This is a genomic window from Kitasatospora sp. NPDC088160 (assembly GCF_044741445.1).
Lineage (GTDB): Bacteria > Actinomycetota > Actinomycetes > Streptomycetales > Streptomycetaceae > Kitasatospora.
Genome location: NZ_JBIUSS010000008.1, coordinates 232812 through 252399, shown reverse-complemented (window position 1 = coordinate 252399; position 19588 = coordinate 232812). Strand labels below are relative to the sequence as shown.

Sequence of the window (19588 nt, the reverse complement as noted above, 5' to 3'; positions counted from 1 at the left end):
GTCCTGACGCCCCGGGCCGTCCCCGTCAATGAGGGTCGAGCCTATGGCGCGTGGGGGCGGGGCGCTCGGAGGCGGGCAATAGTCGTATCGGGTCGGGCCGTGCGGCTGGTGGGCCGATCGAACGCGGGGCCTTGGATCGTCCGTCCGTTCACCTCGCCGACCTGCGGTCTTCGCGTCGGGATACGGATTTCACCTCTGGGCGCGGAACGTGTAATCTCTTCCTCGTTCGCCCCTATAGCTCAGTCGGTAGAGCGTCTCCATGGTAAGGAGAAGGTCTGCGGTTCGATTCCGCATGGGGGCTCTGGTGAAAAGCAGTCGGCTTCGGTTGTGCTGCGGATCACTGTGGCGGTGTAGCTCAGTTGGTAGAGCAAGCGGCTCATAATCGCTGTGTCACCGGTTCAAGTCCGGTCACCGCTACCCCGCGTAGTCGGTCGGGAGATCGCACTCCCGGTCGGCTACTCTTGTTGTGTTCTTATTCGTTGTCCCAGGAAGGCACTCCCGTGGCTGCCACCGACGTCCGCCCGAAGATCACGCTGGCCTGCGTGGAGTGCAAGGAGCGGAACTACATCACCAAGAAGAACCGGCGTAACGACCCGGACCGTCTTGAGATGAAGAAGCACTGCCCCCGCTGCAACTCGCACACCGCGCACCGCGAGACCCGCTGACCCTCTCGCAGGGCATCGGGCCTGTGTGACACAGGTCTTGAGCTCCGGGCCGCATCCCTCAGGGGGTGCGGCCCGGAGTTTTTCGCGTATGCACCCATGCGCGCCCCGCCGGCGGCAACGGCCGCCGGATCCACCGTGCTTCCGAGGAGTTGCCCCATGGCACTCGACCCCTCCTTCATCGGGCGGACCTACCCGCCCACCGAGCCGTACGAGGTCGGCCGGGAGAAGATCCGCGAGTTCGCGATCGCGATCGGGGACACCAATCCGGCGTTCACCGATCCGGCGGTGGCGAAGGCGCTGGGCCACCCCGATGTGATCGCCCCGACGACCTTCCCGTTCGTGATCACCTACCAGGCGGCCTCCCAGGTGGTCGAGGACCCGGAGCTGGGCCTGGACTACAGCCGCGTGGTGCACGGGGACCAGAAGTTCTCCTACTCCCGCCCGGTGCTGGCCGGCGACCGGCTGACGGTCGCGGTCACCATCGACAACATCAAGTCGCTGGCGGGCAACGACGTGCTCACCGTGCGTGGCGAGGTGTCGGACGCGATCGGCGAGCACGTGGTGACGTCGGTCATGACGCTGGTGGCCCGGGCCGCCGACGAGACGGGGAAGTGAACACGATGGCGATCAGCTACGACGAGGTCGAGGTCGGCACCCAGCTGCCGGCGCAGTCCTTCCCGGTGACCCGCGACACCCTGGTGCGGTACGCGGGCGCCTCCGGCGACTTCAACCCGATCCACTGGAACGAGAAGTTCGCCGTGGAGGTCGGCCTGCCGGACGTCATCGCGCACGGAATGTTCACCATGGCCGCGGCCATTCGGGTGGTCACCGACTGGGTCGGCGACCCGGCCGCGGTGGTCGAGTACGGCGTCCGATTCACCCGCCCCGTCCCGGTGCCGAACGACGGCGTCGGTGCGGTGGTCGAGGTGTCGGCCAAGGTCGCCAAGCTGCTGGACGACCGCAAGGTGCAGGTCGACCTGCTGGCCACCACCGGCGGGCAGAAGGTGCTCGGGATGTCCAGGGCGGTCGTCCGGCTCGCCTGAAGGCACCTCGGCCCCAGGTGTGTCCGGCCGCGGCGGGGCCCGTCCGACGGGATTCCCGCCGTGCCCGTCGGCCTTGCGAAGATAGTGATTGGCCACTAACTTGACTCCTATGGCGAGGACGAGCATGCGGATGAGCGCCGAGGAGCGGCGCGAGAGCGTCGTTCGTGCCGCGGTGATCGAATTCGCCAGGAGCGGCTACCGGGGGACGTCCACCGAGGCGATCGCCCGCCGGGTGGGTGTCTCGCAGCCGTACCTGTTCCGGCTGTTCCCCGGCAAGCAGGCGATCTTCACGGCCGCCGCCGAGCGCTGCATCGAGGAGACCTGGAAGGTCTTCGACGAGGCCTCGGTCGGGCTGACCGGGCCGGCGGCCGCCGAAGCGATGTCCGAGGCGTACCTGGGCCTGGTCGCGGACAGCGAGCAGCTCATGATGCAGATGCAGCTCTACGTCTCGGTGTTCGCGGCCCGGACGACCGGCGAGGACGAGATCGGGGAGACCGCCCGGAGGCTCTGGGAGGAGCTGTTCGAGCGGGTCAGGGGCCGGATCGGCGGTGACGTGCAGGGCGCCGCGGAGTTCTTCGCGTACGGGATGCTGATCAACACGCTGGTGGCACTGGGGTACCCCCGGGACCACCGGATCTGGAGCGGCCTGGGCTTCGGAGAGCACGGAGAGCACGGCGAGGGCGGGGAGTAGCGGGCCGCACGGTGGAGTCCGTGCGGCCTTTTTTCGGGCCTCGAAAGTTAGTGATCAATAACTATCTAAGACCCCTGGGGGGAAGTCATGACGGAGAGAACGGAAGAACAGGGCCTGGGACGGCTCGGTGTCTGGACCCTGGTGATCACCAGCGTCGCGGGCTTCATGGCCAGCCTGGACAACCTGGTCGTCACCACCGCGCTGCCGTCCATCCGCGAGGACCTCGGCGGCGGGCTGTCCGACCTGGAGTGGACGGTCAGCGCCTACACCCTGTCCTTCGCCGTCCTGCTGATGTTCGGCGCCGCGCTCGGCGACCGGTTCGGCCGCCGCCGGATCTTCCTGGTCGGGCTCACGCTCTTCACCGTCGGCTCCGCCGCCGCCGCCCTCTCGCCGGGCATCGGCGCGCTGATCGCCGCCCGCGCCGTCCAGGGCGCCGGCGCCGCGGTCTCCATGCCGCTCACCCTCACCCTGCTCACCGCCGCGGTGCCGGCGGCCAGGCGGGGTCTGGCCTTCGGCATCTGGGCGGGCGTCAACGGCCTGGCCGTCGCCACCGGACCGCTGGTCGGCGGGACGCTCACCGAGCACTTCTCCTGGCAGTGGATCTTCTGGGTGAACGTCCCGGTCGGCCTCGTCCTGATCCCGCTCGCCGCCCTCAAGCTCCGCGAGAGCCGGGGCGCCAACCCGGCGCTGGACGTGGTCGGCACGATCCTGGTCAGCCTGGGCCTGTTCGGCGTCGTCCTCGGCCTGATCCGCGGCAACCCGAACGGCTGGACCAGCCCGCTGGTGCTCGGCTCCCTGATCGGCGGCGTCGCGCTGCTCACCGCCTTCGTGCTGTACGAGCAGCGCTGGGCCGAGCACCCGATGCTCCCGATGCGGCTGTTCCGCAGCCGGGCCTTCTCCGCCGTCAACGCCTCCGGCCTGCTGATGTTCCTCGGGATGTTCGGCTCGATCTTCCTGATCAGCCAGCACCTGCAGAGCGTGGGCGGCTACAGCCCGCAGGAGGCCGGCATCCGGATGCTCCCGTGGACCGGCATGCCGCTGATCGTCGCCCCGATCGCGGGCATCCTGGCCGACCGCTTCGGCGGCCGCCCCATCGTGGTCACCGGGCTGCTGCTGCAGGGCGCCGGCCTGGCGATGTACGCGGCGATCACCGGCGGCAGCACCGGCTACGACTACGCCGCCGAGATCCCCGCCGTGGTGATCTGCGGCATCGGCATGTCGCTGTACTTCGCCCCGACCGCCGCCCTGGTGATGGACAGCGTCCGGCCGGAGGAGCAGGGCATCGCCTCCGGCGCCAACAACGCGCTGCGCGAGGTCGGCGGCGCGCTCGGCGTGGCCGTCCTCTCGGCGGTGTTCTCGGCGCAGGGCGGGTACACGTCGGAGCAGTCCTTCATCGACGGGCTGGTGCCCGCGCTGTACGTCGGCGCCGGGGTGGTGGCGGTCGCGGCGGTCTGCGCGTTCTTCCTCCCGCGCCGGGTGAAGCCCGTGGTCGTCGCCGACGAGCCGGCGGCCGTGGAGCCGGAGCAGGCCGGTGCCGAGCGGGCCGAGGACACGGCGCCCGTCCACGCCGAGGCCTCGAAGGCCTGACCGGCCGATCCGGGTGCGGGGGCGGCCGGGCGGCCGCCCCCGCACCCGTACGCTGGTGGGCGTGCTGGTAGAAAACGACGCCCCCCTCGCCCCGCTGACCACGCTCCGGCTCGGCGGCCCGGCCCGCCGCCTGGTGACCGCCCACACCGACGACGAGGTGATCGCCGCCGTCCGCGCGGCCGACGAGGCCGGCGAGCCGCTGCTGGTCCTCGGCGGCGGCTCCAACCTGGTGATCGGCGACGCCGGCTTCCCCGGCACCGTGCTGCGGATCGCGACCACCGGCTTCGCCCTGGACGGCACCGTGCTGGAGCTGGCGGCCGGCGAGGTCTGGTCGGAGGCGGTCGCCCGCGCGGTGCGCGAGCACGGCCTGGCGGGCGTCGAGTTCCTGGCCGGCATCCCCGGCTCGGCCGGTGCCACCCCGGTGCAGAACGTCGGCGCGTACGGCCAGGAGGTCGCCCAGTCGATCACCGAGGTGGTCGCCTACGACCGCACGGCCGGCGAGGTGGTCACGCTCCCCAACGCCGAGTGCGCGTTCTCCTACCGGCACAGCCGTTTCAAGGCCGAGCCGGACCGCTACGTGGTGCTGCGGGTGCGGTTCGCCCTGGCCGACCACGCGGGGCTCTCCACTCCGGTCAAGTACGCCGAGGTGGCCAGGCACTTCGGCGTCGAGCAGGGCGAGCGGGTGCCGCTGGAGCGGGCGCACGACGCGGTGCTGGGGCTGCGCTCCGGCAAGGGCATGGTGCTGGACCCGGCGGACCACGACACCTGGTCGGCCGGCTCCTTCTTCACCAACCCGGTGCTCACCGCCGCCCAGTACGAGTCCTTCCGGACCCGCCCGGGCACCGAGAACGCCCCCGCCTACCCGGCGCCGGAGGGCTGCACCAAGACCTCGGCCGCCTGGCTGATCGACCGGGCCGGCTTCGGCAAGGGCTACGGCAGCGGCCCGGCGACGCTCTCCACCAAGCACACCCTGGCGCTCACCAACCGCGGCGCGGCCACCGCCGAGGACCTGCTGGCGCTGGCCCGGGAGATCCGGGACGGCGTCCGCGAGGCCTTCGGGGTCGAGCTGGTGAACGAGCCGGTGATGATCGGCGTCAAGCTCTAGGCCCGGTCCACAGGGCACGCCTCAGGTGCCGCTGACCAGCCAGGTGTCGATGTCCGCCAGCAGCTCCTTGCGGACGGCCTCCGGCGCGCGCGAGCCGCGGACGGACTGCCGCGCCAGCTCGGCGAGTTCGGCGTCGCCGAAGCCGAGGACGTCGCGGGCCAGGTCGTACTGGGCGGCCAGCCGGCTGCCGAACAGCAGCGGGTCGTCCGCGCCCAGGGCCAGCGGCACGCCGGCGTCGAACAGCCGCCGCAGCGGGACGTCCTCGGGTCGCTCGTAGACGCCGAGCGAGACGTTCGAGGACGGGCAGACCTCGCAGGTGATCTGGCGGTCCGCCAGCCGTTCCATCAGCCGGGGGTCCTCGGCGGCGCGGACGCCGTGGCCGATCCGGCCGGCGCCCAGGTCGTCCAGGCAGTCCCGGACGGATTCGGGCCCGGCCAGCTCGCCGCCGTGCGGGGCGGCCAGCAGCCCGCCCTTGCGGGCGATCTCGAAGGCCCGGTCGAAGTCCCGGGCGAGGCCGCGCCGCTCGTCGTTGGAGAGGCCGAAGCCGACCACGCCCTGGTCGGCGTACCGGACGGCGAGCCGGGCCAGCGTCCGGGCGTCCATCGGGGACTTCATCCGGTTCGCCGCGACCAGCACCCGGATGCCCACCCCGGTGGCCGTGGCGGCGTGCTCCACGGCGTCCAGGATCAGCTCCAGCGCGGGGATCAGCCCGCCCAGCCGGGGCGCGTACGAGGTCGGGTCGACCTGGATCTCCAGCCAGCGGGAGCCGTCCCGCCGCTCGTCCTGGGCGGTCTCCAGGACCAGCCGGCGGATGTCCTCCTCGTCCCGCAGCACCGAGCGGGCGGTGTCGTACAGGCGCTGGAAGCGGAACCAGCCGCGTTCGTCGGTGGCCCGCAGTCGCGGCGGCTCGCCGGAGCTGAGCGCCTCCGGCAGTCGGACGCCGTGCTTGTCGGCCAGCTCCAGCAGGGTGGCGGGCCGCATCGAGCCGGTGAAGTGCAGGTGCAGGTGGGCCTTCGGGAGGTCCCTGACGTCTCGCGGATTCAACAGGCGTTCCATTCGCCGATACTGCCGCATCGGACCCCCAAACGGGAACCGCCCTCCTTCCGTCCCCCGAAGGGGTGAAAGAGGGCGGTACCCGACGTGAAGCGCGGGTGTCAGCGGGCGTCAGCGGGCGCCGACGGGTGTCAGTCGCGGGCCTCGCCGAGCAGCTTCTGCAGCCGGCCGATGCCCTCGGCCAGGTCGGCGTCGCCGAGCGCGTAGGAGAACCGCAGGTAGCCGGGGGTGCCGAAGGCCTCGCCCGGGACGGCCGCGACCTCGGCCTCGTCCAGGATCAGCGACGCCAGCTCGCCGGAGCTCTCCGGGCGCCGGCCGCGGATCTCCTTGCCCAGCAGGCCCTTGACGGACGGGTACACGTAGAACGCGCCCTCCGGCTCGGGGCAGTACACGCCCTCGATCTCGTTGAGCATCCGCACGATGGTCTTGCGGCGGCGGTCGAAGGCGGTGCGCATCTCGTGCACCGCGGCCAGGTCGCCGCTGACGGCGGCGATCGCGGCGCGCTGGGCGACGTTGGAGACGTTCGAGGTGGCGTGCGACTGCAGGTTGGTCGCGGCCTTGATGACGTCCTTGGGGCCGATCACCCAGCCCACCCGCCAGCCGGTCATCGCGTAGGTCTTGGCGACGCCGTTGACCACGACGCACTTGTCGGCCAGCTCGGGCAGCAGGGCCGGCAGCGAGGTGAAGGAGGCGTCGCCGTACACCAGGTGCTCGTAGATCTCGTCGGTGAGCACCCAGAGGCCGTGCTCCAGCGCCCAGCGGCCGATCGCCTCGGCCTCGGCCTCGGTGTACACCGCGCCGGTCGGGTTGGACGGCGAGACGAAGAGCACCACCTTGGTGTTCTCGGTGCGGGCGGCCTCCAGCTGCTCGACCGAGACCTTGTAACCGGTGGTCTCGTCGGTCACGACCTCCACCGGGACGCCGCCGGCGAGCTGGACCGACTCCGGGTAGGTGGTCCAGTACGGGGCCGGGACGATGACCTCGTCGCCCGGGTCCAGGATCGCGGCGAACGCCTCGTAGATCGCCTGCTTGCCGCCGTTGGTGACCAGCACCTGGGAGGCGTCCACCTCGTAGCCGGAGTCGCGCAGCGTCTTGGCGGCGATCGCGGACTTCAGCTCGGGCAGGCCACCCGCCGGGGTGTAGCGGTGGTTCTTCGGGTCGCGGCAGGCCTCGACGGCCGCCTCGACGATGTAGTCCGGGGTGGGGAAGTCGGGCTCGCCGGCTCCGAAGCCGATCACCGGACGGCCGGCCGCCTTGAGGGCCTTGGCCTTGGCGTCCACGGCGAGGGTCGCGGACTCGGCGATCGCGCCGACCCGGGCGGAGACCCGGCGGTCGGCGGGGCGGATGGAACGGTCGGGCTGCGGGGTGGAAGCGCTCATGCCTGCATCGTCGCAGAACCGGGACGGACCGGGCATCGCGGTTTCACCATCCGTACCGGACCGTCCACATGGCGGCGCCCGCCGATCCGCCGGTGATCATGCGGGCATGCCGGACATATGCCGGACAACCGGTGCTCCCGGAAGAAGAGGTTCGACCAAACACCCCTCGACCACGTATGCTCACTGCTCGACGGCCCGCCGAAAAAGAACCGGAGCTTCACCAGCTGTGCAGACAGCCGGGGGAGATGCGGTAGGTTGGTCGCTACGGAGTCGCGAGACCCCGTAGGGCAATAGCTCAATTGGTAGAGCACCGGTCTCCAAAACCGGCGGTTGGGGGTTCAAGTCCCTCTTGCCCTGCTGCTTGATCCGTTTTCAGCCCGTTCGCTCCACAGAGCGAGCGGGCTTGATGCGGAGAGGGCGCCGAATCAGCACCGCTTGTAGCCGGCCGTTCGTGCCCCATCGGGCGCGAGCCGCTCGGCCGGACCCGGATTCAGGTGAGGACGAGTGACGGAGACCACGGGCTCCACCGCAACGCCTGAGAGCGGCAACCCCGAGGGGGCCGACGGCGCTGCCGACACCACGCCCGCCGAGGGCGAGGAGAAGTCGCTCTCGCGCCGCGAGCGCAAGCGCGCCGCCCGCGCCGGTGACAAGAAGTCCGGCAAGCGCGGCAAGATGGGCCCGTTCGCCCGAATCGGCCTGTTCTACCGCCAGATCATCGCCGAACTGCGCAAGGTCGTCTGGCCCACCCGCAGCGAGCTCACCCAGTACACGACCGTCGTCGTCGTGTTCGTGGTGGTCGTGATGGGCTTCGTGGCCGGCCTCGACTACGGCCTCTCCAAGCTGAGCCTCCTGGTCTTCGGCTGACCTGGCCGTCCCACCTCCGTAGCAGTCTCCCGACCCGGGCCGAATCATCGGCCCGGGTCGTGCTGTCTGCGCCGGACGTACGAGGCCGCTACCGTGGACTCGGTACTGTTGAAGTCTCCGAGTCCTCTCCTGGCGCCCGCGCGAGCGGCAGCCCGCCGGAGCCGGCCCCGGAGCGCGCCACCTTCACCATCTCCAGGAAAGAAGCAGCCACCGTGTCTGAGTCCCCCCTGTACGACGCCGACGAGACCGTCCGCGAGGCGGATGTCGCCGCCGAGCTGGACGCGGCCGAGCTGGCTGACGAAGCCGAGTCCGCCGAGCAGATCGTTGACGCCGTGGACGGCGACGAGGACGAGGTCGACGCGCACGACGAGGCCGAGGCCGGCGAGCCCGCCGAGGAGGCGGCGCTGCACGTGGAGGACGACGTGGAGCCCGCCGCCGAGGAGACCGAGGCCGACGCCGACGCCGAGGAGGCCGAGGCTGAGGAGGCCGTCGAGGTCGACCCGGTCGCCAAGTTCCGCGAGGACCTGCGCTTCATGCCGGGCGAGTGGTACGTGATCCACACCTACGCCGGCTACGAGAACCGGGTGAAGCAGAACCTGGAGCAGCGCGCCGTCTCGCTGAACGTCGAGGAGTACATCTTCCAGGCCGAGGTGCCGCAGGAGGAGGTCGTCCAGATCAAGAACGGCGACCGCAAGACCATCCGCCAGAACAAGCTCCCCGGCTACGTCCTGGTGCGCATGGACCTCACCCCCGAGTCCTGGGGCGTCGTGCGCAACACCCCCGGTGTCACCGGCTTCGTCGGCAACGCCTACGACCCGTACCCGCTGACCCTGGACGAGGTCGTCAAGATGCTCGCCCCGGACGTCGAGCGCCAGGCGGCCAAGGATGCCGGCAAGCCCTCGCCGATCAAGCCGAGCGAGATCCAGGTGCTGGACTTCGAGGTCGGCGACTCGGTCACCGTCACCGACGGTCCGTTCGCGACGCTGCAGGCGACCATCAACGAGATCAACCCCGACTCGAAGAAGGTCAAGGGCCTGGTCGAGATCTTCGGCCGGGAGACCCCGGTCGAGCTCTCCTTCGACCAGATCCAGAAGAACTAGTCCCACGGTCTTCGGATCCGGGGCGGGGCCGAGGGCCCTGCCCCGGATCCGTTTTGGTCCAGCGGCGCTAAGGCGTTAGCCTGGTTCGATGTGTGTGTTGGCGGCCGGGTGTCGCCCCGGTTCCGCACACACCAGCACTCACCTCTCGGAAGGACCCGGAGAGACATGCCTCCCAAGAAGAAGAAGGTCACGGGGCTTATCAAGCTCCAGATCAACGCCGGTGCGGCCAACCCGGCGCCGCCGGTCGGCCCCGCGCTGGGCCAGCACGGCGTCAACATCATGGAGTTCTGCAAGGCCTACAACGCTGCGACCGAGTCGCAGCGCGGCATGATCGTGCCGGTGGAGATCACGGTCTACGACGACCGTTCCTTCACCTTCATCACGAAGACGCCGCCGGCCGCGCGCCTCATCCTGAAGGCCGCCGGTGTGGACAAGGGCTCCAGCGAGCCGCACAAGACCAAGGTCGCCAAGCTCACCAGCGCCCAGGTCCGCGACATCGCCACCACCAAGATGCCCGACCTGAACGCCAACGACCTGGACGCGGCGGAGAAGATCATCGCCGGCACCGCCCGGTCGATGGGCATCACCGTCGAGGGCTGACCAGCTCTTTTCGTCCCTGTGGTAGGGCCTGCGCAGGCCCGTGATACCACGACTCCCATCACCATTCAGGAGCAGCAGTGAAGCGCAGCAAGGCTCTGAAGGCCGCGGACGCTCAGGTCGACCGCGACCGCCTCTACGCCCCCCTCGAGGCCATCCGCCTCGCCAAGGCCACCAGCACCACCAAGTTCGACGGCACCGTCGAGGTCGCCATGCGTCTGGGCGTCGACCCGCGCAAGGCCGACCAGATGGTCCGCAGCACCGTGATCCTCCCGCACGGCACCGGTAAGACCGCTCGGGTCCTGGTCTTCGCGACCGGTGACCGTGCCGAGGCCGCGCGTGCTGCGGGCGCCGACATCGTCGGCTCCGACGAGCTGATCGACGAGGTCGCCAAGGGCCGTCTGGACTTCGACGCCGTCGTCGCCACCCCGGACCTCATGGGCAAGGTCGGCCGCCTCGGCCGCGTGCTCGGTCCCCGTGGTCTGATGCCGAACCCGAAGACCGGCACCGTGACCCCGGATGTCGCCAAGGCTGTCAACGACATCAAGGGCGGCAAGATCGAGTTCCGCGTCGACAAGCACTCGAACCTGCACTTCATCATCGGTAAGGCCTCCTTCACCGACGAGCAGCTGGTCGAGAACTACGCCGCCGCGCTGGACGAGGTGCTCCGCGCCAAGCCGTCCGCCGCCAAGGGCCGCTACATCAAGAAGACCGCCATCAGCACCACGATCGGCCCCGGCATCCCCGTGGACCCGAACCGCACCCGCAACCTCTTCGTCGAAGAGGACCCGGCCGCGGTCTGAGCCGATCGGCTCTGAAGCAGTCCGTACTGCGGGCCCGTACCCCCTTCACCGGGGGTGCGGGCCCGCAGTCGTTTCCGGATCGGGACGGGGGTGGATGGGAACGGTTGCCCGAAGCGTCGTACGCTCTGCCGGTCAGATCATGTGCAGAACGTGTGACCGTCGGAGCGTGCCGTGCCGCCCACCCTTCGCCCCGCCGTCGCGGTGGCCACCCTGCTGCTGATCGGTGCCACCACCGGGTGCAGCCTGCTGGCCGCCCCGGGAACCCGCACCCCCGACGGCGATCCCGCGCCCGTACCGCCCCGCCAGGTGGTGCTCGCCGCCGCCCAGGCGCTGGACGACGCCGGCGGCGCCCGGATCGACGTGGTCGAGGAGGGCCCGGCCGGCCGCCGCACCGCGAGCGGCACCCTGACCTGGGGCACCCGGGACGAGGGCGCCCTGACCGTCACCGACGAGCAGGGCACCGGGCAGCTGACTCTGAGGGACGGTGCACTCGACCTCAGCTACCAGGGCGCCCCGCCCAAGCACGCGGACCGGGACGGCGCCGAGTCGCTCGATCCGCGGGCGACCACCGGCCCGGGCGGCTACGCGGGTGGCTGGATGACCGCCCTGGTCACCAACCCGGGCAGCCGCGCGTACGAGATCGCGCAGACCGGGAAGCTCGGCTCGCTCGGCGGCGAACAGCTGGCCGGGACGACCGTGGCGCACTACCAGGGCACCACGCCGGTGGCCGAATACTTCGGCGCGGACCAGGAGTTGACCCCCGCGCGACTCGCTGCGGTGGTCGACTGGTACCGCCGGCGGGGGGTGACGGCGATCGGTTACGACGTCTGGGTCGGGCCCGGCGAGCGGCTGCTGAGACTGCGTGAGACGGCCCGGGGGAGCGACGGCACCACGGTGACCACGACGGATGTCTCGACCCCCGGAGAAGGCGACGCGCCCCCTGTCGAAGCCGGGTGACGGGAGGGGGCTGTCCGGCGCGTGGGACATCTGGCGATCCGTTAGAGTCCGCGTGAGAAGAAGCCGAAAATCGGTTCTTCATCGGATCGTTCGGATCTCACGGGGGACTCCATGCGCGCTGCGCGCCTCGCCTCGACCGTCGTCACCGCGGCCGTGCTGCTCGGTGCCGCCACCGCCTGCGGCAGCAAGGGCGGCGACGCCAAGAGCGGCGACGCGGCGCCGGCCGGAGACCCCAAGGCCGCGCTGGCCGCCTCCGCCCTGGTGATGCAGAAGGCCGGCAACGGCAAGGTCACCATGGTCTCCCCGGACGGCTCGACCCACACCGCGGGCAGCGGCGACGCCGACTGGAAGGACCCGAACCGGACGGCCGTCGACCTGACGGGCGAGGTGGAGACCAAGAAGATCCGGTTCCGGGTGATCGGCACCGACGGCTACCTCGGCGGCGGCGACACCGAGGCCGCCGCCATGGGCGGCAAGCACTGGATCAAGCTGCCCGCCTCGAACGAACTCGGCGACGGCGTCCTGCTGATGAGCCAGCTGCTCAACCCGGTCGCCCAGCTCGGGCTCGCCGCGCAGAGCGGCAAGCCCGCCAAGGTCGGCCAGGAGAGCCTCGACGGCGTCCAGGTCACCCACCTGCGGGTGGTCGAGGAGGCCTCCGCCATGGTGGCCGGCATGCCGGCGCTCACGGCCGACCAGCGCACGGCCGTCCAGAAGTCCCTGGAAGAGGACGGCAGGACCCTCACCATCGACTTCTGGCTCAACGGCCGGCAGGAACTCGTCCAGTACCAGGAGTACGGCGACAAGAACGGCGAGCACGACGCCGTCACCGTCAAGTACGCGGACCTCGGCAAGGCCGCGAAGATCGACGCCCCCGCCGCCACCGACCTCGGCAGCGAGACCGATCTCCTCAAACTGCTCGGCTGATCCGCCGAGCCCGCGCACCGGAGCCGACACGGCTCCCTCCGTACCGAACGGCTGACCCCCGGGGCGCAGAACGGCAAGTCCACCGTCCTCCACTCGGACTACGGCACGCCGGTCACCGCTGCGGTGCCGGAGGCGGCCGACACGGTGGAACTGGCCGAGCTGGCGAAGCTGGGCAAGGGGGGCGCCACCGGCTGATCCGGGGCAGGGTGGCAAGGTGGCCGGAACGAAAGCCGCCGACGCGGCGCCCGGGCGAGAGGGGACCAGACGATGGCGGGACGACGGCGGTTGGCGGCGCTGGCCGCGGTCGTCCTGCTGGCGAGCGGGCTGGCCGGATGCGGCGGGGGTGGCGGCACGCCGGCCGTGCCCTCCGGCAGCCCGACCCCGACCAGTTCCTCGTCGACCGAGGCGGCCAAGCCCAGCGACCGCTCGCCGCACGGCGTCCTGGTCTCCGCCCAGCTGGCCATGCAGACCGCCCGCCGGGCCAAGGTCAGCTACCGGCTGGGAGCGGACGCCGGGGCCGGGCCGCTGTTCTGGCAGCCCAAGACGGCGCTCCAGATCAAGCGCTCCACCCCGGCCGACGCCGAGCAGCTGATCGTCGTGGACACCGTCGCCTACCAGGGCGGTGACGCCGCCACCGCGGCTCGCCAGGGCGGCCGGCACTGGGAGCGCTTCTCCGTCCCGCCGGACCCGGACGGCCACCGGGAGGTCCCGTACGCGGGGCTGATCGACCTGCTGAACCCGGTCGAGGCGCTGGCCGCCGCCACCGCCGACGGGGTGGACCCGCGGTTCGTGGGTGAGGAGAAGTTCGACGACTCGACGGTCGAGCACTACCGGATCACCACCACCGCCGAGCGCTACGCCGCCGCCCAGACCCAGCTGACCCAGGCCCGCCGGGACGGCCTGCGGGCCGCGCTGGCCCCCGGCGGCTCGATCTCGCTCACCGTGGACCTCTGGCTCAACGACAAGGACCAGCTGGTCCGGCTCCAGCGCACCGGCAGCGGTGACAGCGGCCGGGCGGACGACTCGATCCTCTACTCCGACTTCGCCGGCGCCCTGCTCTCGGTGCAGGCCCCGGCCGAGGCGGACACCGTGGACACCGGGCCCCGGACGGTCTCCCCACTGGCCCGCTGAGCCCCGTCCGGCGCGGCCGGCCCGGCGGGGATCGGCCGTTCAGAGGCGATTTGCCCCGGACGGCCGAGTCCGGTTACTGTTACCGAAGCCAAAGACCGCTGGTTGTCACCGTTCTCGCGAGGGATTCGGTGGCCGAAGGATCTGCGCTTCGTCGCAGGCAGCCCGCGCAGGTGTGTCTGGAGCTTCGACTTCCGGGTCCGCGTTCGCGCGAACATCCGTTGAGGTCGTTTCGAGCCCCGTGCGCCCTGCGCACCGGGGCTCATCTGCTTTTCCGCAGGCTTTCCTTCCGTCCGGTTGGTTCGAGGCGTGAATGGTCGACTTTCGCGGTCGGCCGGATTTCGACATCACGGAAGGAGGCGTAAGCCTATGGCAAGGCCCGACAAGGCTGCTGCCGTCGCCGAGATCACGGACAAGTTCCGTGGCTCCTCCGCGGCGCTGCTGACCGAGTACCGCGGTCTCTCGGTGAAGCAGGTCAAGACCCTGCGTCGCTCGCTCGGCGAGAACGCCGAGTACGCCGTGGTGAAGAACACGCTGACCAAGATCGCGGCCAACGAGGCCGGGATTTCGGAGCTCGACGACCTGTTCAACGGTCCGACGGCTGTCGCCTTCGTCACCGGTGACCCGGTGGAGTCGGCGAAGGCTCTGCGTGACTTCGCCAAGGAGAACCCCGCTCTCATCATCAAGGGCGGTGTCCTTGACGGTAAGGCGCTGTCCGCCGATGAGATCAAGAAGCTCGCGGACCTCGAGTCCCGCGAGGTGCTGCTCGCCAAGCTGGCGGGTGCCCTGAAGGCCAAGCAGTCCCAGGCTGCCGCGCTCTTCCAGGCCCTGCCGTCGAAGCTCGTCCGCACTGTGGACGCGCTGCGCGACAAGGTCGAGCAGGGCGGTGCCGGTACGCCGGCTCCCGCCGCCGAGGACGCCGCCGCCGAGTAATCGGCAGGCTCACGCCTCGCTGCGGGCCCGTGCCCGCCCCACCCGTACATACGGCATCACCTGCCGATTTAGTGGAAGGACGCCATCATGGCGAAGCTGTCCCAGGACGAGCTGCTCGCGCAGTTCGAGGACCTCACCCTCATCGAGCTCGCTGGCTTCGTGAAGGCCTTCGAGGAGAAGTTCGACGTCACCGCCGCCGCCCCGGTCGCCGTTGCCGCCGCCGGTGGCCCGGCCGCCGTTGAGGCCGTCGAGGAGCAGGACGAGTTCGACGTCATCCTCGATGGTGCCGGCGACAAGAAGATCCAGGTCATCAAGGAGGTGCGCACCCTGACCTCCCTCGGCCTGAAGGAGGCCAAGGACCTCGTTGACACCGCTGGTGCCAAGGTCCTGGAGAAGGTTGCCAAGGACGTTGCCGAGAAGGCCAAGGCCGCCCTCGAGGGCGCCGGCGCCAAGGTCACCGTCAAGTGACTTCTCGCCCCCTCTGAGGGGGCCTGAAGCCGGGCCGATCACCCTTGTGGGTGGTCGGCCCGGCTTTTTCGCGTTTCCGGCCCTGAGCGGCCCTGGGACGGCCCCGGGGCCGGTCCGCGGCCGGGATGTGCCGGTGTGGCCGAGAGCCCACTCGGCAGCGTCGGTGCGGACGGGTATGGTGATCACCGTCATCGACTGTGGCCCCCACCACGGCTTCTGTAACGCCGGGGGGCGTCCGGCCGATGGACGGGTCGAGGTCCGCACCGCCTGCGGGCCCTTGACGAACCCGGCGAGGCGCGCGATTCTCAAGGCGCGAGTCCGCCCGGTTGGTTTGCCCCTGGATGCATAACCAGTGGCTCAGGCGGGAAATGACTCCACGTGAGTTATGGGGCCCGGGCAGTGCCCGGGCCGGTGCAGTACCCGGTGGGCGTTCGCGTCCGCCGGCTACCGGGAGGAGTCTCCGATTCGGTTTCCGAATCAGAGCTGGACAGCAGTGTGCCCTTTGGCTACACTGTCCCTTTGCGCTGCCTGTTAGCTGCTCCGTGACTCGTCGCCCGGAGTCTGCGTTGCCCTGAAGGGGTCTGGCATCGCCTCCGCAAAGCGGCTCTGACCTGGGATCTCGATCCCGGCGGAGGCCAGTGGCGAGGGAGGCGGGACCAAGCCCGTGAAGGCCCGGCTGGTACGCGCGTAGTGAGCTCCGAGCCCTCGGAAGGACCCCCCTCTTGGCCGCGCCGCGCAACGCCTCGAACAATTCCGCCGCATCCACCGCCCCGCTCCGCGTCTCCTTCGCGAAGATCAAGGAGCCCCTCGAGGTCCCCAACCTCCTGGCCCTGCAGACCGAGAGCTTTGACTGGCTGCTCGGCAATGCGGCCTGGAAGTCCCGGGTCGAGGCGGCGTTGGAGAACGGTCAGGACGTCCCCACCAAGTCCGGTCTGGAGGAGATCTTCGAGGAGATCTCCCCGATCGAGGACTTCAGTGGGTCGATGTCGCTGACCTTCCGCGACCACCGTTTCGAGCCGCCGAAGAACTCGATTGACGAGTGCAAGGACCGCGACTTCACGTTCGCGGCTCCGCTCTTCGTCACGGCCGAGTTCACCAACAACGAGACCGGTGAGATCAAGTCTCAGACGGTCTTCATGGGCGACTTCCCGCTCATGACCCACAAGGGCACGTTCGTGATCAACGGCACCGAGCGTGTCGTCGTGTCGCAGCTGGTCCGCTCCCCGGGCGTGTACTTCGACTCCACCCTGGACAAGGTGTCCGACAAGGACATCTACTCCTGCAAGGTCATCCCCTCGCGTGGTGCCTGGCTGGAGATGGAGATCGACAAGCGCGACATGGTCGGCGTCCGCATCGACCGTAAGCGCAAGCAGTCCGTCACCGTGCTGCTCAAGGCGCTCGGCTGGACCAACGAGATGATTCTCGAGGAGTTCGGCGAGTACGAGTCCATGCGCAACACCCTGGAGAAGGACCACACCCAGGGCCAGGACGACGCGCTGCTGGACATCTACCGCAAGCTGCGTCCTGGCGAGCCGCCGACGCGCGAGGCCGCGCAGACGCTTCTGGAGAACCTGTACTTCAACCCGAAGCGCTACGACCTCGCCAAGGTGGGCCGCTACAAGGTCAACCGGAAGCTGGGCAACGCCGAGTCGCTGGACTCCGGCGTGCTCACCGAGCCCGACATCATCGGTGCGATCAAGTACCTGGTGAAGCTGCACGCCGGTGAGACCGAGTGGAACGACCAGACCGGTCGCGACATCGTGGTCGAGGTCGACGACATCGACCACTTCGGCAACCGTCGCCTGCGTAACGTCGGCGAGCTCATCCAGAACCAGGTCCGTACGGGTCTCGCCCGTATGGAGCGCGTCGTGCGCGAGCGCATGACCACCCAGGACGTCGAGGCGATCACGCCGCAGACCCTGATCAACATCCGGCCGGTCGTCGCCTCCATCAAGGAGTTCTTCGGCACCAGCCAGCTGTCGCAGTTCATGGACCAGACGAACCCGCTGTCGGGCCTGACCCACAAGCGCCGTCTGTCCGCCCTCGGCCCCGGTGGTCTCTCCCGTGAGCGCGCCGGCTTCGAGGTCCGTGACGTGCACCCCTCGCACTACGGGCGCATGTGTCCGATCGAGACCCCCGAAGGCCCGAACATCGGTCTGATCGGGTCGCTGGCCTCGTACGGCCGGGTCAACGCCTTCGGCTTCATCGAGACCCCGTACCGCAAGGTCATCGAGGGTGTCGTCACGGAGCAGGTCGACTACCTCACGGCCGACGAGGAGGACCGCTACGTCATCGCGCAGGCCAACGCCCCGCTGACGACGGAGCTGACCTTCGCCGAGCCGCGTGTCCTGGTCCGCCGCCGTGGCGGCGAGATCGACTACATCCCGGGCACCGAGATCGACTACATGGACGTCTCGCCGCGCCAGATGGTGTCGGTCGCGACCGCCATGATCCCGTTCCTCGAGCACGACGACGCCAACCGCGCGCTCATGGGCTCGAACATGATGCGCCAGGCGGTGCCGCTGCTGAAGAGCGAGGCTCCGCTGGTCGGTACCGGCATGGAGTACCGCTGCGCCGTCGACGCCGCGGACGTCATCACCGCCGAGAAGGCCGGTGTCGTCCAGGAGGTCTCGGCCGACTACGTCACCGTCGCCAACGACGACGGCACGTACACCACGTACCGCGCCGCCAAGTTCACCCGCTCCAACCAGGGCACCGCCTTCAACCAGAAGGTGCTCGTGGACGAGGGCGCCCGGGTCGAGTCCGGCCAGGTGCTGGCCGACGGCCCGTGCACCGACGAGGGCGAGATGGCCCTCGGCAAGAACCTGCTCGTGGCGTTCATGTCGTGGGAGGGTCACAACTACGAGGACGCGATCATCCTGTCGCAGCGCCTCGTGCAGGACGACGTCCTCTCCTCGATCCACATCGAGGAGCACGAGGTCGACGCCCGTGACACCAAGCTCGGCCCCGAGGAGATCACCCGGGACATCCCGAACGTCTCCGAGGAGGTCCTCGCCGACCTCGACGAGCGCGGCATCATCCGCATCGGCGCCGACGTCGTCACCGGCGACATCCTGGTCGGCAAGGTCACGCCCAAGGGCGAGACCGAGCTGACCCCGGAGGAGCGCCTGCTCCGCGCGATCTTCGGTGAGAAGGCCCGTGAGGTCCGCGACACCTCGCTGAAGGTGCCGCACGGTGAGTCCGGCAAGGTCATCGGCGTCCGCGTCTTCGACCGCGAAGAGGGCGACGAGCTGCCCCCGGGCGTGAACCAGCTGGTCCGCGTCTACGTGGCCCAGAAGCGCAAGATCACCAACGGTGACAAGCTCGCCGGCCGTCACGGCAACAAGGGCGTCATCTCGAAGATCCTGCCGGTCGAGGACATGCCGTTCCTGGAGGACGGCACCCCGGTCGACATCATCCTCAACCCGCTGGGCGTCCCGTCCCGAATGAACCCGGGACAGGTCCTGGAGATCCACCTCGGGTGGCTCGCCAAGCAGGGCTGGGACGTCTCCGGCCTCGCCGACGAGTGGGCCCAGCGCCTCCAGGCGATCGGCGCCGACACCGTCCAGGGCGGCACCAACCTCGCCACCCCGGTCTTCGACGGCGCCCGCGAGGACGAGATCACCGGCCTGCTGGACAACACCACCCTCACCCGTGACGGTGAGCGCCTGGTGAACTCCACCGGCAAGGCCCGGCTGTTCGACGGCCGCTCCGGCGAGCCGTTCCCGATGCCGGTCTCGGTCGGCTACATGTACATCCTCAAGCTGCACCACCTGGTCGACGACAAGCTGCACGCCCGTTCGACCGGTCCGTACTCGATGATCACCCAGCAGCCGCTCGGTGGTAAGGCGCAGTTCGGTGGTCAGCGCTTCGGTGAGATGGAGGTGTGGGCCCTTGAGGCGTACGGCGCTGCTTACGCGCTGCAGGAGCTGCTCACCATCAAGTCCGACGACGTCCTCGGCCGCGTGAAGGTCTACGAGGCCATCGTCAAGGGCGAGAACATCCCCGAGCCCGGCATTCCCGAGTCCTTCAAGGTCCTCATCAAGGAAATGCAGTCGCTCTGCCTCAACGTGGAGGTGCTGTCCTCGGACGGCCAGTCCATCGAGATGCGGGACTCCGACGAGGACGTGTTCCGCGCCGCCGAGGAGCTCGGCATTGACCTGTCCCGGCGCGAGCCGAGCAGCGTCGAAGAGGTCTGACGGAGGTTGGGCCGGCTGCCCGAGCAGCCGGCCCGCCCCCAGGCCCCCCTCAGACCACATGAACGACTCTCGACTTACGAAAGAGGGCTTGA

At 69.9% G+C, this 19588-nt stretch carries 18 protein-coding genes and 3 tRNA genes; 19 read left to right on the top strand and 2 right to left on the bottom strand.

Annotated features, from left to right (window positions below; translation table 11 throughout):
- Window positions 1-228 precede the first annotated feature (228 nt).
- The 8 genes from ACIOGZ_RS14890 (at window position 229) to ACIOGZ_RS14855 (ending at window position 5091) form a co-directional block, all read left to right on the top strand.
- A tRNA-Thr gene (locus ACIOGZ_RS14890) sits at window positions 229-301 on the top strand.
- 43 nt (window positions 302-344) lie between these two features.
- Window positions 345-417, top strand: a tRNA-Met gene (locus tag ACIOGZ_RS14885).
- 83 nt (window positions 418-500) lie between these two features.
- Window positions 501-665 (top strand): 50S ribosomal protein L33, encoded by a 165-nt coding sequence (gene rpmG, locus ACIOGZ_RS14880; RefSeq protein WP_006604855.1) that lies wholly within the window; start codon window positions 501-503, stop codon window positions 663-665.
- 156 nt (window positions 666-821) lie between these two features.
- Complete coding sequence (locus tag ACIOGZ_RS14875; protein WP_363369376.1) at window positions 822-1280, top strand: MaoC family dehydratase N-terminal domain-containing protein; 459 nt, start codon at window positions 822-824, stop codon at window positions 1278-1280.
- 5 nt (window positions 1281-1285) lie between these two features.
- Entirely contained in the window at window positions 1286-1708 is a 423-nt protein-coding gene (locus tag ACIOGZ_RS14870) for a MaoC family dehydratase (protein WP_063351327.1), read from the top strand.
- 109 nt (window positions 1709-1817) lie between these two features.
- Window positions 1818-2399 (top strand): TetR/AcrR family transcriptional regulator, encoded by a 582-nt coding sequence (locus tag ACIOGZ_RS14865; protein ID WP_363580047.1) that lies wholly within the window; start codon window positions 1818-1820, stop codon window positions 2397-2399.
- A gap of 87 nt (window positions 2400-2486) precedes the next feature.
- Window positions 2487-3986 carry an MFS transporter gene (locus ACIOGZ_RS14860; protein WP_363580049.1) on the top strand — a complete coding sequence of 500 codons (1500 nt, stop codon included), beginning with the start codon at window positions 2487-2489 and terminating at the stop codon, window positions 3984-3986.
- Between the two features lie 61 nt (window positions 3987-4047).
- Window positions 4048-5091, top strand: coding sequence for a UDP-N-acetylmuramate dehydrogenase (locus tag ACIOGZ_RS14855; protein ID WP_400986095.1), 1044 nt, complete (start codon window positions 4048-4050; stop codon window positions 5089-5091).
- Between the two features lie 21 nt (window positions 5092-5112).
- Here ACIOGZ_RS14855 and ACIOGZ_RS14850 read toward each other — a convergent pair whose 3' ends face one another.
- Together ACIOGZ_RS14850 and ACIOGZ_RS14845 are read right to left on the bottom strand one after the other, a co-directional pair.
- Window positions 5113-6147, bottom strand: coding sequence for an adenosine deaminase (locus ACIOGZ_RS14850; protein ID WP_350877043.1), 1035 nt, complete (start codon window positions 6145-6147; stop codon window positions 5113-5115).
- Window positions 6148-6275: 128 nt separating this feature from the next.
- Complete coding sequence (locus ACIOGZ_RS14845) at window positions 6276-7523, bottom strand: pyridoxal phosphate-dependent aminotransferase (protein WP_363580053.1); 1248 nt, start codon at window positions 7521-7523, stop codon at window positions 6276-6278.
- Between the two features lie 284 nt (window positions 7524-7807).
- Here ACIOGZ_RS14845 and ACIOGZ_RS14840 point away from each other — a divergent pair.
- The 11 genes from ACIOGZ_RS14840 (at window position 7808) to rpoB (ending at window position 19496) form a co-directional block, all read left to right on the top strand.
- Window positions 7808-7880 (top strand) — tRNA-Trp (locus ACIOGZ_RS14840).
- A 147-nt stretch (window positions 7881-8027) separates the two neighbouring features.
- The gene (secE, locus tag ACIOGZ_RS14835; protein WP_350877047.1) at window positions 8028-8387 is read left to right on the top strand and encodes a preprotein translocase subunit SecE; all 360 of its coding nucleotides are present in this window, start codon (window positions 8028-8030) and stop codon (window positions 8385-8387) included.
- Between the two features lie 212 nt (window positions 8388-8599).
- Window positions 8600-9487, top strand: a complete 888-nt coding sequence (gene nusG / locus ACIOGZ_RS14830; RefSeq protein ID WP_363580055.1) for a transcription termination/antitermination protein NusG — start codon at window positions 8600-8602, stop codon at window positions 9485-9487.
- 165 nt (window positions 9488-9652) lie between these two features.
- Window positions 9653-10087, top strand: a complete 435-nt coding sequence (gene rplK, locus ACIOGZ_RS14825) for a 50S ribosomal protein L11 (RefSeq protein ID WP_063348931.1) — start codon at window positions 9653-9655, stop codon at window positions 10085-10087.
- A 77-nt stretch (window positions 10088-10164) separates the two neighbouring features.
- Entirely contained in the window at window positions 10165-10887 is a 723-nt protein-coding gene (rplA, locus tag ACIOGZ_RS14820; RefSeq protein ID WP_363580057.1) for a 50S ribosomal protein L1, read from the top strand.
- Between the two features lie 171 nt (window positions 10888-11058).
- The gene (locus ACIOGZ_RS14815) at window positions 11059-11844 is read left to right on the top strand and encodes a hypothetical protein (RefSeq protein WP_363580059.1); all 786 of its coding nucleotides are present in this window, start codon (window positions 11059-11061) and stop codon (window positions 11842-11844) included.
- Window positions 11845-11955: 111 nt separating this feature from the next.
- Entirely contained in the window at window positions 11956-12768 is an 813-nt protein-coding gene (locus ACIOGZ_RS14810; protein WP_363580061.1) for a hypothetical protein, read from the top strand.
- A gap of 267 nt (window positions 12769-13035) precedes the next feature.
- Window positions 13036-13899 carry a hypothetical protein gene (locus tag ACIOGZ_RS14805; protein ID WP_363580063.1) on the top strand — a complete coding sequence of 288 codons (864 nt, stop codon included), beginning with the start codon at window positions 13036-13038 and terminating at the stop codon, window positions 13897-13899.
- Window positions 13900-14265: 366 nt separating this feature from the next.
- Complete coding sequence (gene rplJ / locus ACIOGZ_RS14800) at window positions 14266-14829, top strand: 50S ribosomal protein L10 (protein WP_063348937.1); 564 nt, start codon at window positions 14266-14268, stop codon at window positions 14827-14829.
- An 84-nt stretch (window positions 14830-14913) separates the two neighbouring features.
- A complete protein-coding gene (gene rplL, locus ACIOGZ_RS14795) occupies window positions 14914-15297 on the top strand; it encodes a 50S ribosomal protein L7/L12 (protein WP_208869184.1) in 384 nt (127 codons plus the stop codon).
- A gap of 722 nt (window positions 15298-16019) precedes the next feature.
- Complete coding sequence (rpoB, locus tag ACIOGZ_RS14790; protein ID WP_350877059.1) at window positions 16020-19496, top strand: DNA-directed RNA polymerase subunit beta; 3477 nt, start codon at window positions 16020-16022, stop codon at window positions 19494-19496.
- The last annotated feature ends 92 nt before the right edge of the window (window positions 19497-19588 follow it).

Bases quoted from the DNA above. Each gene is read 5' to 3' on its own strand.
- ACIOGZ_RS14875 (WP_363369376.1), top strand. From the start codon at position 822: ATGGCACTCGACCCCTCCTTCATCGGGCGGACCTACCCGCCCACCGAG.
- ACIOGZ_RS14845 (WP_363580053.1), bottom strand. From the start codon at position 7,523: ATGAGCGCTTCCACCCCGCAGCCCGACCGTTCCATCCGCCCCGCCGAC.
- rplJ (WP_063348937.1), top strand. From the start codon at position 14,266: ATGGCAAGGCCCGACAAGGCTGCTGCCGTCGCCGAGATCACGGACAAG.
- ACIOGZ_RS14865 (WP_363580047.1), top strand. From the start codon at position 1,818: ATGGCGAGGACGAGCATGCGGATGAGCGCCGAGGAGCGGCGCGAGAGC.
- ACIOGZ_RS14850 (WP_350877043.1), bottom strand. From the start codon at position 6,147: ATGGAACGCCTGTTGAATCCGCGAGACGTCAGGGACCTCCCGAAGGCC.
- ACIOGZ_RS14810 (WP_363580061.1), top strand. From the start codon at position 11,956: ATGCGCGCTGCGCGCCTCGCCTCGACCGTCGTCACCGCGGCCGTGCTG.
- ACIOGZ_RS14805 (WP_363580063.1), top strand. From the start codon at position 13,036: ATGGCGGGACGACGGCGGTTGGCGGCGCTGGCCGCGGTCGTCCTGCTG.
- ACIOGZ_RS14860 (WP_363580049.1), top strand. From the start codon at position 2,487: ATGACGGAGAGAACGGAAGAACAGGGCCTGGGACGGCTCGGTGTCTGG.
- ACIOGZ_RS14870 (WP_063351327.1), top strand. From the start codon at position 1,286: ATGGCGATCAGCTACGACGAGGTCGAGGTCGGCACCCAGCTGCCGGCG.
- rplK (WP_063348931.1), top strand. From the start codon at position 9,653: ATGCCTCCCAAGAAGAAGAAGGTCACGGGGCTTATCAAGCTCCAGATC.